The 14,619-nt window shown below is 40.3% G+C and carries 16 protein-coding genes; 5 read left to right on the top strand and 11 right to left on the bottom strand.

The window, feature by feature from the left end:
* Nucleotides 1-53: 53 nt before the first annotated feature.
* Both G8782_RS15710 and G8782_RS18560 read left to right on the top strand, forming a co-directional pair.
* On the top strand, nucleotides 54-614 hold the full coding sequence (locus tag G8782_RS15710; protein ID WP_281357945.1) for an HTH-type transcriptional regulator Hpr: 561 nt from the start codon (nucleotides 54-56) through the stop codon (nucleotides 612-614).
* A gap of 61 nt (nucleotides 615-675) precedes the next feature.
* Nucleotides 676-885: a hypothetical protein gene (locus G8782_RS18560; protein ID WP_425505499.1), complete on the top strand. Its 210-nt coding sequence runs from the start codon at nucleotides 676-678 to the stop codon at nucleotides 883-885.
* Between the two features lie 90 nt (nucleotides 886-975).
* Here G8782_RS18560 and G8782_RS15705 read toward each other — a convergent pair whose 3' ends face one another.
* On the bottom strand, nucleotides 976-1,068 hold the full coding sequence (locus tag G8782_RS15705; protein ID WP_172372939.1) for a YjcZ family sporulation protein: 93 nt from the start codon (nucleotides 1,066-1,068) through the stop codon (nucleotides 976-978).
* A 140-nt stretch (nucleotides 1,069-1,208) separates the two neighbouring features.
* Here G8782_RS15705 and G8782_RS15700 point away from each other — a divergent pair, with 140 nt between their 5' ends.
* Nucleotides 1,209-2,072: a peptidylprolyl isomerase gene (locus G8782_RS15700; protein WP_172372937.1), complete on the top strand. Its 864-nt coding sequence runs from the start codon at nucleotides 1,209-1,211 to the stop codon at nucleotides 2,070-2,072.
* 62 nt (nucleotides 2,073-2,134) lie between these two features.
* Here G8782_RS15700 and yhaM read toward each other — a convergent pair whose 3' ends face one another.
* The 6 genes from yhaM to G8782_RS15670 all read right to left on the bottom strand — a co-directional run bounded on the left by yhaM (nucleotide 2,135) and on the right by G8782_RS15670 (nucleotide 9,690).
* A complete protein-coding gene (gene yhaM / locus G8782_RS15695) occupies nucleotides 2,135-3,073 on the bottom strand; it encodes a 3'-5' exoribonuclease YhaM (protein WP_172372935.1) in 939 nt (312 codons plus the stop codon).
* Nucleotides 3,073-5,958 carry an ATP-binding protein gene (locus tag G8782_RS15690; protein ID WP_172372933.1) on the bottom strand — a complete coding sequence of 962 codons (2,886 nt, stop codon included), beginning with the start codon at nucleotides 5,956-5,958 and terminating at the stop codon, nucleotides 3,073-3,075. Before G8782_RS15690 ends, yhaM begins: the two co-directional genes overlap by 1 nt.
* Nucleotides 5,955-7,160 carry a metallophosphoesterase family protein gene (locus G8782_RS15685; RefSeq protein WP_343035085.1) on the bottom strand — a complete coding sequence of 402 codons (1,206 nt, stop codon included), beginning with the start codon at nucleotides 7,158-7,160 and terminating at the stop codon, nucleotides 5,955-5,957. The genes G8782_RS15690 and G8782_RS15685 overlap by 4 nt, the downstream gene beginning before the upstream one ends.
* 96 nt (nucleotides 7,161-7,256) lie before the next feature.
* Entirely contained in the window at nucleotides 7,257-8,513 is a 1,257-nt protein-coding gene (locus tag G8782_RS15680) for an ABC transporter permease (protein WP_172372929.1), read from the bottom strand.
* Nucleotides 8,506-9,405: an ABC transporter ATP-binding protein gene (locus tag G8782_RS15675; RefSeq protein WP_172372927.1), complete on the bottom strand. Its 900-nt coding sequence runs from the start codon at nucleotides 9,403-9,405 to the stop codon at nucleotides 8,506-8,508. Before G8782_RS15675 ends, G8782_RS15680 begins: the two co-directional genes overlap by 8 nt.
* An 87-nt stretch (nucleotides 9,406-9,492) precedes the next feature.
* Nucleotides 9,493-9,690 (bottom strand): helix-turn-helix transcriptional regulator, encoded by a 198-nt coding sequence (locus G8782_RS15670; protein WP_172373168.1) that lies wholly within the window; start codon nucleotides 9,688-9,690, stop codon nucleotides 9,493-9,495.
* 152 nt (nucleotides 9,691-9,842) lie between these two features.
* Here G8782_RS15670 and G8782_RS15665 point away from each other — a divergent pair, with 152 nt between their 5' ends.
* Together G8782_RS15665 and mgsA are read left to right on the top strand one after the other, a co-directional pair.
* Complete coding sequence (locus G8782_RS15665; RefSeq protein ID WP_172372925.1) at nucleotides 9,843-10,028, top strand: YhzD family protein; 186 nt, start codon at nucleotides 9,843-9,845, stop codon at nucleotides 10,026-10,028.
* A gap of 15 nt (nucleotides 10,029-10,043) precedes the next feature.
* On the top strand, nucleotides 10,044-10,448 hold the full coding sequence (gene mgsA / locus G8782_RS15660) for a methylglyoxal synthase (protein ID WP_172372923.1): 405 nt from the start codon (nucleotides 10,044-10,046) through the stop codon (nucleotides 10,446-10,448).
* An 86-nt stretch (nucleotides 10,449-10,534) separates the two neighbouring features.
* On the opposite strand, the gene G8782_RS15655 is transcribed toward mgsA, so the two are convergent.
* The 4 genes from G8782_RS15655 to G8782_RS15640 all read right to left on the bottom strand — a co-directional run bounded on the left by G8782_RS15655 (nucleotide 10,535) and on the right by G8782_RS15640 (nucleotide 14,557).
* Nucleotides 10,535-11,317 carry an enoyl-CoA hydratase gene (locus G8782_RS15655; protein ID WP_172373167.1) on the bottom strand — a complete coding sequence of 261 codons (783 nt, stop codon included), beginning with the start codon at nucleotides 11,315-11,317 and terminating at the stop codon, nucleotides 10,535-10,537.
* A 71-nt stretch (nucleotides 11,318-11,388) separates the two neighbouring features.
* Nucleotides 11,389-12,897, bottom strand: a complete 1,509-nt coding sequence (locus G8782_RS15650; RefSeq protein ID WP_172372921.1) for a coproporphyrinogen III oxidase — start codon at nucleotides 12,895-12,897, stop codon at nucleotides 11,389-11,391.
* 142 nt (nucleotides 12,898-13,039) lie between these two features.
* Nucleotides 13,040-13,387 carry a YlbF/YmcA family competence regulator gene (locus G8782_RS15645; RefSeq protein ID WP_172372919.1) on the bottom strand — a complete coding sequence of 116 codons (348 nt, stop codon included), beginning with the start codon at nucleotides 13,385-13,387 and terminating at the stop codon, nucleotides 13,040-13,042.
* Between the two features lie 12 nt (nucleotides 13,388-13,399).
* Nucleotides 13,400-14,557 carry a DUF445 domain-containing protein gene (locus tag G8782_RS15640; RefSeq protein ID WP_343035080.1) on the bottom strand — a complete coding sequence of 386 codons (1,158 nt, stop codon included), beginning with the start codon at nucleotides 14,555-14,557 and terminating at the stop codon, nucleotides 13,400-13,402.
* Between the last annotated feature and the right edge of the window lie 62 nt (nucleotides 14,558-14,619).

Raw genomic sequence — 14,619 nt, 5'->3', positions numbered from 1 at the left:
GCTTTCCTGCTATAATAAAAGATGAGGATTTATGAAATTGGGGGGTCTTACTATTGGAGGAAAAATTTTCACCCAAAGAAGCTATGATCTTTAGCCAGCGCATTGCTCAACTGTCTAAAGCTTTATGGAAAGCAGTAGAAAAAGATTGGCAAGAGTGGATTAAACCTTATGACCTGAATATTAATGAACACCACATTTTATGGTTATCTTACCACCTAAAGGAAGCAACGATATCGGATATATCGAAATTCGGCGTCATGCACGTGTCAACCGCTTTCAATTTTTCCAAAAAGTTAGAAGAACGCGGGTACTTAAGTTTTTATAAACAAGAAGATGATCGTCGTAACACTTACGTTTCTGTAACGAGCGAAGGCGAAAAACTGATTCTTGAAATGAATCAACGGTATCACGATACTGAACACAGAATACTAGACGGCTCTTTGCCAATGAAGCAATTATACGGGAAGTTTCCCGAGTTTTTAGAAGTCATGGCGATTGTGCGAAATATTTATGGCGATGATTTTATGGAGATTTTTGAACGCGGCATTACCAATATCGACAATACATTTGATACAGAAAGTGGCGCGCTAGCATCTACACGGAAGTTGGGATAATAAGGCAAACCGGATTGCTTCTGTTTCAATCTTAAGCACTTTATGCTATTATTACGAGTAGATGATTGAAGGGGAGGAAATACATTTGATCCTTGTAGTAACAGTTCTATTCTCATTATTTTACTTATATCAAATAAATAGAATGACATTTATACTTTGCACAACAAGGGAAATCCCCGAAGAAAAACAAACGAAAATTTTTACGACTGTTAATATTCTTATTACAATATTAATGCTCTCATTTTTTGTTGAAGTCCTTTTGGCAGTATAAAAAATATGGAATGGATTTATTGTCCTTTCTGAAACAGATATTGAAAAAGTCCAGCACCCCATTCGGGAAGCTGGACTTTTTCATTTTTACTTAATACACGAAAGCTGCACCGACAATAATCAATAGAATAAACAACACTACAATTAACGCAAAACCTGAAGTACCATGGTTATATCCGCTCACGGGAGCACCCCCTCTCTCTCTTTATCGTATGCACACCCTGTAAGGGTTCGTAGGCAAATAACCGACAGCACTTTTTGTTTTAAGTCTGAATTTATGGTATAGTATCAACTGTTGCACATTAAATTTAGGGGAGATTACATATGAGAAAAACAATGCTTGCACTAACATTAACCGCTTCTATTGTTGCACTTTCCGCATGTAGCGATAAAAATGCTACAGACAATGAAATCATTGCTTCAACAAAAGCTGGAAATGTAACTAAAGCTGATTTATACAATGAGATGAAGGGGTCTGTAGGTGCTCAAGCCTTTGAAAATTTATTACTTAAAAAAGCAATTTCTAACGAATACAATGTTTCCGATAAAGAATTAAAAGATGCAATTGATGAGCAAAAAGAAAACTATGGCGAGAACTTCGAAGCATTTCTTAAACAACAAAACTGGACAGAAGAGTTTTTTGAACAACAGGTCGAAATGAAAGTACTTAATGAAAAATTAATTGAATCTTTAGATGAAGTGCCAGAGGAACAAATTAAAGAAGAATACGAGAAAATGAAAAAAGAAATACATGCTCGTCATATTCTAGTAGATGACGAGAAAACTGCTAATGAAGTCATTGCAAAATTAAAAGATGGCGGAGATTTCACTGAACTTGCCAAAGAATATTCGACTGAACCTGTCGCGAAAGAAACCGGTGGAGACTTGGGATGGTTCGGTCCTGGAAAAATGGTTCCAGAGTTTGAAGATGCGGCATTTGACCTTCCAGAAAATGAACTGAGTGAACCTGTTAAAACAAGCTTCGGCTACCATGTTATCGAAGTTACTGAAACACGTGAAGTGGAACTTAAGGAAACATATGAAGAGTTGAAACCAGGTATTGAAAACGGGCTTCAGAAACAATTGTTTGAAGAGAAACTTTCTAACCTTGTAAAAAAAGTCGATGTTGACTTGAAAGACGAAACGTTTAAATCAGTACTTGAAAACTGGCAAGGAACCGAAAAATAAGACTTCATTCAAAAAGGCTATCCAATGTGGATAGCCTTTTTATTATCTTATTATGCATTTTTTCACTCAAATGTCGGCTTATAAAACGAACGATTATCAAGCGGGAAAATTCGTTCAGAAAACTCCCCGGGTTTCGTCTTGCCAAGTGCGCGGTCCAACATATTCATTTTCGCATCGATATTATCGATGTAGTGAAGGATTTCCGCTTCTTTTAACATCGGACGTTTCGGGCTGCCCCATTCTTCTTTTCCGTGATGGGATAAGACCATATGTTGCAAGAGCATGACTTCTTCTCCCGTAACTTCAAGTTCATCTGCCGCTTTTGAAATTTCATTGACCATAATTGAAATATGTCCGATCAGATTTCCTTCAAGCGTATATTGCGTCCCGACAGGTCCGGATAGTTCAATCACTTTACCAATATCATGCAGAATAATTCCAGCATACAATAAATCCTTATTCAAGGACGGGTATAATTCGGCCAACGATTTTCCCAATTTCAACATTGAAACAACATGGTCGATTAATCCAGAAACGTAGTCGTGGTGATTTCTAGTTGCAGCCGGGTATGTCAAAAACGCCGCTTCATGTTTTTTCAATAAATGACGCGTAATCCGTTGTATTTTCGGGTTTTCCATTTCAAAGAAAAACGCCATCAGCTCTTCATGCAATACTTCTTTACTTTTTGCGGCTGAAGGTACAAGATCAGAAATCGTCACATTTTCTGTTTCTTTAATTGGGCGTATACTTTTAATACGCAATTGATTTTTCCCGCGATATTCATGAATATCTGCGCCTACTTTAACGATTGTTGACGCAGGGTATAGTTTCATATGCTCATCCGTCGTATCCCATAACTTCGCTTCCAAGTCCCCGCTTTTATCTTGCAAAATAAGGGTCATAAATGGACTTCCTTGGGTTGTAACACCTTTAGTAGACTGCTTGATCAATAGATAAAGATCTATTGTTTCGCCTACTTTGTAGTCGAGTAACTTCTTCATTAAACAACCGCCCCCTGTTCGCTTCCAATTTCTGAAACGTTAATTATTGTAGCATCCACCCAATGATCTTTCATTTTTTTATGACATGTAAAATAAATAAATTGATGAGCCCGTGCAGATTCTACTAATTTCATCATACGCGATAGTCGCTCTTCGTCAAAGTGAACAAATGGATCATCCATGATAATCGGGAATGGAGCTGTTTCTAAAATCGATGCCGCCAGTGCTAGTCGCAATGATATATATGCTTGTTCTTTCGTCGCCTGGCTAAGTTCAATAATTGGATACCGCATGCCATTTCCTGATAGAACTTCGAATGTCCCTTTTTCCGTTATAATAAGCGCAGTATACTTACCATCCGTCAGCTCTTTAAACAGCTGCTCTGCATGCTGAAGAACTTCTGGTAATTTCTTTTCTTTTAATTCCATCATCGTTCGATTGATGGCTTCGCTAATTGCTTTTCTCGCAGACCATTCTTTTGCAAGCTCCGCAAGTTCTGCTTTCTTAATTTCAAAGAGTTGAAGTAACTGACCATATGTTTCGTCTGTTAGCAGTTTTTCTGTTTTATTCACAAGTGCCGCTTTTTCATTAATTAACGAATGGACTTCATCCGCGATTATCGACAACTCAGTCTCATGATAGGTCATTTTAGTTACAATTTCATTTTCTGTTATCCGTTCTTCAAAATATCCCGGACCGCTTGCTGTAATTTGCGATTCTAACGCCGCTACCTGTTCTTTTAACCGGATTGCTTCTTGGTGAAGATCATAAGCCCTGTAAAAGTCCTCTTCCGTTTCGGCACCAGCTTCTTTCAACAGCGCTTGCAAGTTTGCTTCGAGTGAATCAATCAGTTCATTTGTTTCGACTAAAGAAGGCTTAATTCGTTCAATTCTTATCTTTAGCGATTTTTTTGTTTCGACTTTTTCTTTCAACTGAATAAAAGTATTGCGCAACACCTCATATAAACTATCCGCCGAAACGGCTGATTGCAAAACATGTTGAATGTCTTCATGTCGGTGATCTAGCTTTGCTTTAATAGAACTCTGCAGTTGAATGGCGTCTTTCATTTCTCGACCAATTTCTTGCACTTCTCGGATCATGCGAAATAACTCCGGAATAATTCCTGGAGATGGAAGTCCGTCAAAACCATATGCGCCAATGAATTCATCAAAACGCACCTCAGTTTGACGCCTTTGGCTAGACAAACGATCGAGCTCTGATTTAATTGTTTCAGCTTTTAACCTAAGTGCATGAATAGCTTCTTCAATTCGATTCTTTTCACGTGCATGAAATTCAATTCGGTCCGATAGTTGTTTCATTTCCAGTTCTTTATGGGCGTGAGCAGAAACAAAGCTTTCCATTTCGGCGAGCTTTGAATCATCGGAATCGCCCTTTTTAGAATACATGAATGTACCGATTCCACCAATAATCGCACCTAAAATAACAGAATACCATTGCTGCTGGATTATCCCGTAGCCGACAAACGCGATAGCAATCAATAACAATCCTACCGGAAGTAACTTTGATTTACTCTCTTTTTCAGCGTGTTTATTAAACGATATATATGCCTTGGCCTCAGCTAATTGTTGCTGAATTTTTGGCCATTCTTCGGCTTGTTTGAGTTCTTCAACGGATGGTGTCGGCAATGACTCAAGTTGCGCATGCACTTGTTCCGCCTCGTTTTCTACCATCGCATACTGTTTTTCAGCAAAGTCGATTTGGTTGTTCAACCTCGTTAATTCATTTAGAAGTTCGTGCATTTCTTCTTCTTTACGAAGAGAAACATCTGCTTCGATTATGATTTGATAACCATCATCACTTTTAATCCCGAGCCGATCAAGCAATCGTTGTTTCAAACTTTCTAAACGGCGTATCTCATCGCTTAAGGAAGTTTTGGTAGAACGCCATCCGTGCCACTCTGACTCTTTCGCTAATAAGCCGTCGATCTTAGATAGTTGGTCATCGTGATTGTTTTTCGGCAAGCGCGTACTCAACTCTGCAATCTCTTGTTCAATTCTATGTTTAGCCGCTTTCGCTTCAATTAATTTACCAGTTGTCGACTCCAGACGGCGTATACCGTCTGCAGGGAAACTTGTTCTTCCAAGCCGCTCTAATTGTTGTTGGAGGGCTTCCATTTTCAGTTGTAATGGCAATCGTTGTCGGTGAAGTGCAAGCTGTTCCAGTTGTTTGCGATGATTGCTGTCCTGATTTCGCAGTGAAGCTAGTTGTTCTTCAATTTCGTGGATTCTGGAAATGGACGGCGCATATTCTTCCACTTTTTCTTGTTCTTCTTTTAGGGAAACTTCAAGTTCGCGGAGCTCTTTCATTTTAAGGTTCATTTTTGGAACCCTTCCCGACTTTTTAAACAACTCGCCCATTTCCGTTTCCATTCGTTTTTCAAGTTGAATCAGGCTATCAACACCTGTCGTCCCCGAGGCCAATAAGGTTCGGCTTAGCTCATCTTCATCCATTTTTTCGAAACTTTGCAATTGAAGCAAGGAAAATGAAAAAATCGATTCAAATGAAGCGCGATTATAATGTCTTAAAAGAACTTTTAATTCCTCTTCCCCGCCTGTTGTCCCATCTTCAAAATGAACCTTGACATCCCCTGAAGATTTCCCTCGGATGCGTTCAATCGTGCAGCGTCCATAAAGCTGATCTACTAACTGAATTTGGCCACCGTACTTCCCGCCTGATTTAGGCTCATAGCGTAATGAACCGCTATTTCTTTGCGGAAAACCAAATAAAACATGAAGAATGAACTGTTGGATGGTCGTTTTTCCGGCTTCATTCAAGCCATACACAATATTCAAGTCGGAACTAAAATTGATCGAGACATTTTCATGTTTGCCGAACCCATAAATAAGCAACTTTTCAATCTTCATAAAGCCACCTCATTTGCCATGATCGCCTTAGCTTTCTCTTTTACTTCCTCTATGTCATTTTCACTTAAAATAGGTAAATACTTCACGCCGCGCGTGTGTTGGTAGACATCATTTAAAATCTCTTTCCATTCCTCATCATTCCAACCGTCTATCATACTAAATACAGACTGTTCTAATGCCCCTGCGGCTGTCACCGCGTATTTTTTTTCGAATGATAGGGATTGTACCCAGACAAATGATTCTCGTTCTCGGGTCACTTCACGAAGTACATCGAGCCACTCTTCAACGGGTGTTTGATTGAACATAGCAGCTGTTTCCTGGTCTACATCAGTCATCGTTAGTTCAATTATTCCTGAGCCATGTTCTTCTTCAAAAGAGTCTATCGATTCCTTGCAGATTTCTATCCATTCATTTGCATGGCGAATTCCTGTACACGATATATCGATCCGCTCGAAGACTATTTCAGACGTCTGGATGAAGTTAAGTGCCGATTCGGTTTTCGAAAGGCTCACTTCATAGAACCCTTTTACACCGCGCTCATTCCGATGTCGCCCTTGAATATTTCCTGGATATACGATTGGTGGCTCCGAGTGCAGTTGCTGGCGTAAATGAATATGACCGAGCGCCCAATAGTCATAATGCTTTTGCAGTAATTCCTCTTTTGTAAACGGGGCATAAACCGCATGCGTTTCATCCCCAGCCAAACTCCCATGCAGCATGCCGATATGAAATCCCGTTCCGTTTTCCGCAACAGGGTAATTCCTAATCATCGATTCCCTGACATGGCGCTCATTATAACTAAAACCGTAAACACTCACTTGTTCACCGCGAATATTGAGCTCGATTTGTTCAACGTTTCCCGAAAGTACGTGGACATTCTGCGGCAATTCGAATCTTGTCCATCTTCCGCCTAAATGATCATGATTCCCATATGACATTACTACAGGAATATGCGCCTCGTTAAGTTTTTCCATGCCCTCTTGGAATTTCAACTGCGCTCGCAAACTTCGATCTTCTCCGTCATAGATATCCCCGACAATAAGAACGAAATCCGGTTTTGAATAAAGTGCGTGCTCAATCAGTCGTTCAAACGCTTTAAAAGTACTATTGCGCAAACTTGCCAACTGATCTGCCTGCATCCCCGTCATCCCTTTAAACGGACTATCTAAATGTAAATCAGCAGCATGAAGAAAACGAATCATCGACAAATTAACCCCTCCTTCTAAAAACGAATACTTGTTCCTATTTTACCACAAAAAATAAGACTTCGCGAAGTTTTGGAAGTCTTATTTTACATTTTATTCTTTTCCTAGCTGAATCGCTTTTTTGATATCTTTCAATGAACGCGAAGGACCATACATGAGTACGCCGCCCCTGTAAACACGAGCACCGAAAACGCCTAAAATGGAAATTGTCACGAGCATAATCGCAATGGACAGTAACGGTTCCCATAGTGGTAAATCCAACATGCCGACGCGCAAAAACATGACGAGCGGCGCAAAAAACGGTACATAGGATGCATATTTAAGAAAAACAAGTTCCGGATTTGTAAGTCCAGGCATCGCAATCATGAACGCCAAAATCACTAGAATCATGATCGGCATTATCGCCTGTTGCACGTCTTCTGTTCGGCTAACGAGTGATCCCAAAAGCGCGGCGACCGTTGCATATAAGAAATAGCCCAGCAAAAAGAAGATGACCGCGAAAACGATGGTAGAAATGCTTAAATTTGAAAATCCGAAAAAAGAGGTAACCCCTTCTACCATATTCGAAGCAGATGTTTTCACTGCTATGAATCCAGCAATCCCTAAAAGCATCATTTGGACGAGACCGAGCGATCCGATTCCTAAAACCTTGGCAAACATATGCTTAACCGGAGAAATGCTTGATATAAGAATTTCCATTACACGAGATGATTTCTCCGTTGCGACTTCAGTAGCAATCATGTTTGAATAAAAAATAACGGTAAAGTAAATCAGGAATACAAGTATATAAACGAGTCCTCGCGCCTCACTCAACTCTTCCTCAGACTTCGTCGTGGTCGAAACTGAATGTTGCTCAAAATGAATAGGAGAAAATAATGTTTGCAGTTGTTCTGCCGAAAGCGATAGCTGCTCTGCTTTCAGTTCCGATTGGATTGACTGCAAAGCTTCCATAATCATCGCGGAACGGCCGAAATCAAGTGCACTCAACGAGGTGTAGTTTGCTTGGATCGTGTTCTCTGTATCCAATCCAATTATGAGGAATGAGTTTATTTCTTCACTCGAAACTTTTTCTGTTAAGGCTTTTTCTGATTCATTCGTTGTTTTAACAACGATGCCGCTATTCGTAGCATCCAACTTCTCTTTCAACGAATCACTCAGTTCACCGCTTTCATCAACAACATAGAGTTCATCTTCGATTCCACCAGTCATTTCCTTAACGGAATCAATGATCGAAATCATATTTGCAAATAAAAATACAGCTGCGATCATTATTGCTGTCGTTAGAATAAATGATTTAGTCTTTCCTTTCGTCACAAAGGCTTGCTTAAAAATAATCATAAATTCACGCATGAGCTTTTCCCACCTTTTCGATAAAGATGTCTTGAAGCGATGGTTCTTCAATTGCGAAGTGGCGAATCGGACCCGATTCTAGTGCTGCAATTAGAAGGGTGTTGGCGATATGCTCTGATTCGACTTGATAAACGGCACCTTCAATCGATCTGCTCACCGAAGTCACGCCTGAAATCGAATCTAGCTTCGATAGATCATTATCCGAATTGATGCGGACATTCTGCTTTCCGAATGATTGCTTTACCTCACGAAGCGTCCCGCTGACAATTTGCCTGCCATGATGAATAATACTTAACTCCTCACATAGTTCCTCGACATGATCCATCCGGTGACTCGAGAAAACAATCGTCGCACCGTTGTTTCGAAACTCGAGAATCGCTTCTTTCAATAATTCAACGTTCACTGGATCTAGTCCCGAGAACGGTTCGTCTAAGATTAATAATTTCGGATTATGAAGAAGGGATGCGATAACCTGGATTTTTTGTTGATTTCCTTTGGAGAGTTCCTCAACCTTTTTATTTGCATAATGAGGAATTTCCATGCGATCGAGCCATTTTTGCAAGGCCGCTTTTGCATCTGATTTATTCATTCCGCGCAATTGCCCTAGAAAAATGAGTTGCTCATCCACTTTCATTTTGGGATATAACCCGCGTTCTTCGGGCAAATAGCCAATTTCAGGACTTGTTTTGTAGTTAATTGGGTCAGTATTCCAAGTGATCCGACCGTCAGTAGCGTTCAACAACCCTAGAATCATCCGGAATGTTGTCGTTTTGCCTGCACCGTTCGCGCCGAGAAATCCGTACATCGTTCCATCTCCGACCGATAATGATAAATCATCGACAGCGGTGAAATCACCGAATTTTTTCGTTACATGTTCAAGATGTAAAGCCATTTTATTACCCCTTTCCTCTGTCCCCTTTTTAACTATACGAATCTATCCCCCTGAAGTTTCATTTATTATCAAACCTTTCGTACATACTTATTCCTCCTCAGGTGTGAATACATCTTCAATTAGACAATCGAATAACTTCGCAATTTTAAACGCGAGGAGAAGAGATGGATTATATCTTCCTCTTTCAAGGGAGATAATCGTTTGCCGTGAAACTTCCAATTTTTCAGCAAGCTCATCTTGAGTCAATCCACGTGCTGTCCGCTTTTCCTTAATCAAGTTTTTCAGTTCGATACTCCCCCTTTCTAATCAACCTTCAGTAAAGTAACCTTTACGTAAAGGTTACTTTACTTTAACATTATATGTCAAGCACGCTTTACAAATTTCTTTTTTCGAACTTTCGTAGTATACTAAACAATATACATATGGAGGGGATTTAGATGAAAACATATAAATTGACAGCATATGAACCAAAAGGAAAAATCATTATAGACGAGTCGTTAGAAGCGGCAACCGATGAAGATGCGATAGAAAAAGGTCAGATAATCCTTGAAGGGAAAAAACTACTTGAAACAACACACCGTTTAGCTTCACCATCAGGAAAATTACTTTTATTCCATTCATAAAAAAGAGGTGCTCAAATGAAAATCGCGTTAATCGCACATGATGAAAAGAAAGATGAAATGGTAAACTTTACAATTGCTTATGAACCGATTTTTTCCGAATTTGAATTATACGCAACAGGTACAACTGGAAAAAGAATAATGGCTGAAACGAATCTTTCAATCAATAGATTAATGTCCGGGCCTTTGGGAGGCGACCAACAAATCGGCGCGATGATTGCGACGGGAGAGTTAGATTTAATCATTTTCTTTCGGGACCCGCTAACTGCACAGCCCCACGAGCCAGATGTAAGCGCCTTGCTCAGACTTTGCGATGTATACGGCATCCCGCTAGCAACAAATATTGCTACTGCTGAATTATTAATCCGTGCCATAGAAAAAGGTTATTTTTCATGGCGTGAAACAGCTGAAAAGTATAAATAGAAAATGCCAAGCACCTACTTAATGAGATATTAAGTAAGTGCTTGGCATTTTTTTTCGCTCTATTATAATAGAAATCCGTTGATTCATTACTTCCCCTTAAACACCGGCTTCCGTTTTTCCACGAATGCCTGAATACCTTCCAAGTGATCTTCCGTACTCCGCATCGCTTGTTGGGCTTCGCTTTCCATTTCCAAAACGCGTTCAAGTTCTTTTGTTTTCTGTTCATGCAAGATTTTCTTAGTCGCAATCATTGCGGCAATTGGTGAAGCAAGCAACTTATTGGCCCATGCTTCCCCGTGCTCGGCTGCCTTCCCTTCAGCAACTACCTCATCAACTAGTCCTTGACTATGTGCTATTTCTCCATTCAACACTTGCCCCGACCAAATAAGATTCTTCGCTCTTGGTACGCCAACACGCTCTTTCAAGAAGAAATGACCCGCTCCATCTGGCACTAATCCGATGCCGATAAAATTCATCGCAATTTTAGCGTCTTCTTCTGCGATTATGTAATCACAGCCAAGGACGACACTTAACCCTAGCCCCGCCGCCGCGCCGTGGACGACTGCAACCGTGATTTGAGGCAATGTGTAAAGAGCGTAAGCTAGTCGTGAAACATCCCCCATGATATCGCCGATTTCCATAGGATTGTCCGGATCGAGCATCGCTTTGATGTCTCCGCCTGCAGAAAATGCACGGCCAGCACCGTTAATTAACAAAACTTGCACAGTATCGTTCTTTTTCAACGACTCAAACACATCTGCCAGTTCTTTCATCATGATTCCATCCATTGCGTTCATGGATGCCGGTCTGTTCAATGTCAGACGGGCAAGACGCCCCTCCGTTTTTAATTCCACTGTTTTATACAAAATAACTGCCACCTCTTTCAAAGAAATGAATAACTATTCACTTATTCATATTCGACTCTTTCATTGAAAGTCCTTTATTTTTTGACAGCTTCAGGAAAAACTCCGTCAAGAAACGCCAATTTCTTATTGATCGACTCTTCATACGTCAATATATAAGCCGCCGGATCTTTCGGGTTATAAAACTGTTTAATGCGTCCCGTGTCGCGGTCGATAAACTTGCTAGAGGCTCCGCATCCAACACCTATAATTGTTTGTACCTCTTCCATAATGACGATATTATAAATGCTTTCCTCACCAGGTTTCGCATAGCCTACGTTTTCTAGGTTACCTAAAATGTTTTTTTGGCGATATAAATAATACGGGTCATAACCATTTTTCTCGTTCCATTCTTCCCCGAGCTTCATCATTTGTTCCACCGTTTTCCGGTCCGCCACTTTATACTTATTCCGATTTTGCGACATTTCAGATGCTCGTTTGAAAGATAATGTATGGATGGTTAAAGATTCAGGTTGCATTTTTTCCGTTTCCGCAAGCGAATGTTCAAATTCCTCCATACCCTCATTTGGCAAGCCAATAATCAGGTCCATATTGATATTTTTCATGCCCATATTTCGCGACAACCAAAACTTATCCACCGTTTCTTGGACTGTGTGGTGGCGACCAATCGCCTTCAGCGTTTCATCCGTATAGGACTGCGGATTAACGCTTATTCGATCAATGCCCCATTTTTTCAACACATCTATTTTCTCCGGTGTAATGGTATCGGGACGCCCCGCTTCTACGGTAATCTCTCTAACAGTGTCCATATTCGGAAAAGACTCGTACATCGTTTTGTACAGTTCATCCATCTCTTCAGCTTCGATAGAAGTTGGCGTTCCGCCGCCGAAATAAATCGTCGTTATTTTCATATCTTTTTCTGTAAGCCATTTTCCCATTTCACGAATCTCTTCGTGCAAGCCATCCAAAAACGACTCTACGCGGCCGCTTTTTCGGCGAATCGCATAAGCCGGAAACGTGCAATAAGCACATTTTGTTGGACAGAAAGGAATCCCGATATAAATGCTCACTTCATCTCCCAGATCATATAGATCTGGAACTGAGCGAAGTTGGATCGCTGCAATTTTTGCTAACAGTTCTCCTTTTTCACGAGAGACCCGATAATTTTCCATGATCTCTTCAATTGCCTCTTCGGAACTCAGTCCTTCCCGACGATACTTATGGTATAACTTCATCGGTCTGATTCCCGTTAAAATTCCCCAAGACTGTTTCATTCCAGTTGCCTGTTCAAGAACTTCCAAAAACACATGCGAATAAATTCTCTTTAATTGACGAGATTTTACTTTTGCATCACCATCTGCTTCAACTTCCGAAAACGTTGCCTCGTAGTCTTTCCCTTCAAAAGTCAAAACTGCTTTAGCATGAAGTTTATTTCCTTCAAGTTCCTTAAATACGAATTCCACCTTGCTTGCATTTTCTGCATCTTCGGTAATAATTTCGCATTGTTCAAAGAAGAGATTCGCAAGATGCGCAAACATACGAATCCAATCCTGCGCAAATGTATTTTCAACTTTAATTTTTTGCATGGCATTTCCCAACTTTCTATTTTCTAGTCCCTAATTGTATCGCCCTAAATGGAGGAATGCACGTTTTCTTCATGAAAAAAGACAAAAATAAAAACCGACCTAAGCCGGTTTTAAAAAGAAAAACCGACCTGCCGGTTTTACTTTAGATCGATTCGTATATTTCTTGAACTGGTTTCATCAGCACACGGTTAACTTCTTCGATTAACCCGCTTAACTTCATTTCAGCTTCAAGCATTGCCATGATTTTTTCGTTTGACTGAGCGAGTTGTGCTGTTTTCTGCGCGTACTCGAGCTCATCGGCTTCTACTTCTTCTCCGGACATTTGTTTTTCTTGCAGATCCATTTGGATTTTACGGAAGTTTTTGAACAACGCTAATGCCTCTTCGTCCGCCTTAACTACCTGAACCGCTTGTTGAACCTCTGAAAACTCAGTCGTTTTTCTGAAAGTCGCTTCCAATCTGTTTAAATCATCGTAAATGTTTACAGTCATGTGTAATTCCTCCTAAGTAAGATTCGTCGCAAATACGATTAAACCTTGTACAATTCCAATCGCGCCGCCTAACACCGCACCTAAAACTGTGATCATTTTGAATTCACGTCTCGAAATGCCTAGTACAAGATCTTCCAACACTTCCACTGGAAATGAATCGACCTGCTCTCTAACCATATCATCTATTTTTAATTTGCGTAGCGATTTTTCTAATTGTTTATCAACTTGCCCGAAAGCGAATTGAATTATAGTCGGTGTGATATGACTAGCTGTCCAATTTGAACCTTCAGGCCAATAATCATGTAATGTCTTATCAAGACGGGATTCAATCGCCAATTCTTTTTTCACATACCCCTTAATCGACCCAAACAGTCCGTCCCAATCAAAACCCGCAAGCAGTTCGTTAACCGGACGTTTTTGCAGTTTTTCCCATTCATTTAAAATAATCGTATTGACAAGATTATAAGTGCCAGGAGCAGCAATGAATTTTAAGGCCTCACGTTGTACTTTCCCCACAAGTGATTCTGATTCCCCGAAAAACATATTCACCATGCTTCCTAGTGTTCCTTTTGACGCAAGAAAATCATCGATCAACTTGCGAAACATTGCTTTTCCTTCATCAGACTCGAAATACTGCTCCGATTGTTTCAAAATATAGGTCGTTATTTGCGGAATTCGCTCTTCTGCTTCCAACCGCCATTTTTCCGGAAGTAAATCTCCAACTGTACCTGTTGTGAGTTTGGTACGAACTAACAGAAGACGATCATCGACCAACTCGATAACTTTTCGTTCGATTTTTTCCGAAACAGCAGTCGCGCCTGCAACTTCCAACCATTCATTCAAAGTTTTGTCAGAATGTAAAACATGTTCCTCTATTTTTTGTTGAAGAAATTTCTCTGCCTTCTCTTCCATGTCCGGCGTTAATAATTTCTTTTTAAACGTTTCTGGTGTCAAGAGATAGTCCGTTACCGTTTTTCCAAATTGCCTCGCCAGTTCGTCTCGTCGCTTCGGAATAAGCCCAGGCGTAAACGGTACTCGCCAAGAGCCGATATACTTAGCCGCGTGCGGCCTAAAAAGCATTTTAATGGCTAAATGGTTTGTAAAGCCACCTATAAGCGCTCCGATAAATGCCATAAATAATAGTGTCCATATAAAATCCAATCGCTTCACCTTTTTCCGTTTCGTTACGCCCTGATTATAACAGATGTAAAGCAAACGGAAAAATTTGTCGC

Origin of the sequence: Sporosarcina jiandibaonis (genome assembly GCF_013184495.1) — a bacterium.
In the GTDB taxonomy this organism is placed as follows: domain Bacteria; phylum Bacillota; class Bacilli; order Bacillales_A; family Planococcaceae; genus Sporosarcina; species Sporosarcina jiandibaonis.
Note: the sequence above shows the minus strand (reverse complement) of the source record. Positions and strands in the feature narration are given on the sequence as shown.

Bases quoted from the DNA above. Each gene is read 5' to 3' on its own strand.
- G8782_RS18560 (WP_425505499.1), top strand. From the start codon at position 676: ATGATTGAAGGGGAGGAAATACATTTGATCCTTGTAGTAACAGTTCTA.
- G8782_RS15700 (WP_172372937.1), top strand. From the start codon at position 1,209: ATGAGAAAAACAATGCTTGCACTAACATTAACCGCTTCTATTGTTGCA.
- yhaM (WP_172372935.1), bottom strand. From the start codon at position 3,073: ATGAAGAAGTTACTCGACTACAAAGTAGGCGAAACAATAGATCTTTAT.
- G8782_RS15690 (WP_172372933.1), bottom strand. From the start codon at position 5,958: ATGAAGATTGAAAAGTTGCTTATTTATGGGTTCGGCAAACATGAAAAT.
- G8782_RS15685 (WP_343035085.1), bottom strand. From the start codon at position 7,160: ATGATTCGTTTTCTTCATGCTGCTGATTTACATTTAGATAGTCCGTTT.
- G8782_RS15680 (WP_172372929.1), bottom strand. From the start codon at position 8,513: ATGCGTGAATTTATGATTATTTTTAAGCAAGCCTTTGTGACGAAAGGA.
- G8782_RS15675 (WP_172372927.1), bottom strand. From the start codon at position 9,405: ATGGCTTTACATCTTGAACATGTAACGAAAAAATTCGGTGATTTCACC.
- G8782_RS15665 (WP_172372925.1), top strand. From the start codon at position 9,843: ATGAAAACATATAAATTGACAGCATATGAACCAAAAGGAAAAATCATT.
- mgsA (WP_172372923.1), top strand. From the start codon at position 10,044: ATGAAAATCGCGTTAATCGCACATGATGAAAAGAAAGATGAAATGGTA.
- G8782_RS15650 (WP_172372921.1), bottom strand. From the start codon at position 12,897: ATGCAAAAAATTAAAGTTGAAAATACATTTGCGCAGGATTGGATTCGT.
- G8782_RS15645 (WP_172372919.1), bottom strand. From the start codon at position 13,387: ATGACTGTAAACATTTACGATGATTTAAACAGATTGGAAGCGACTTTC.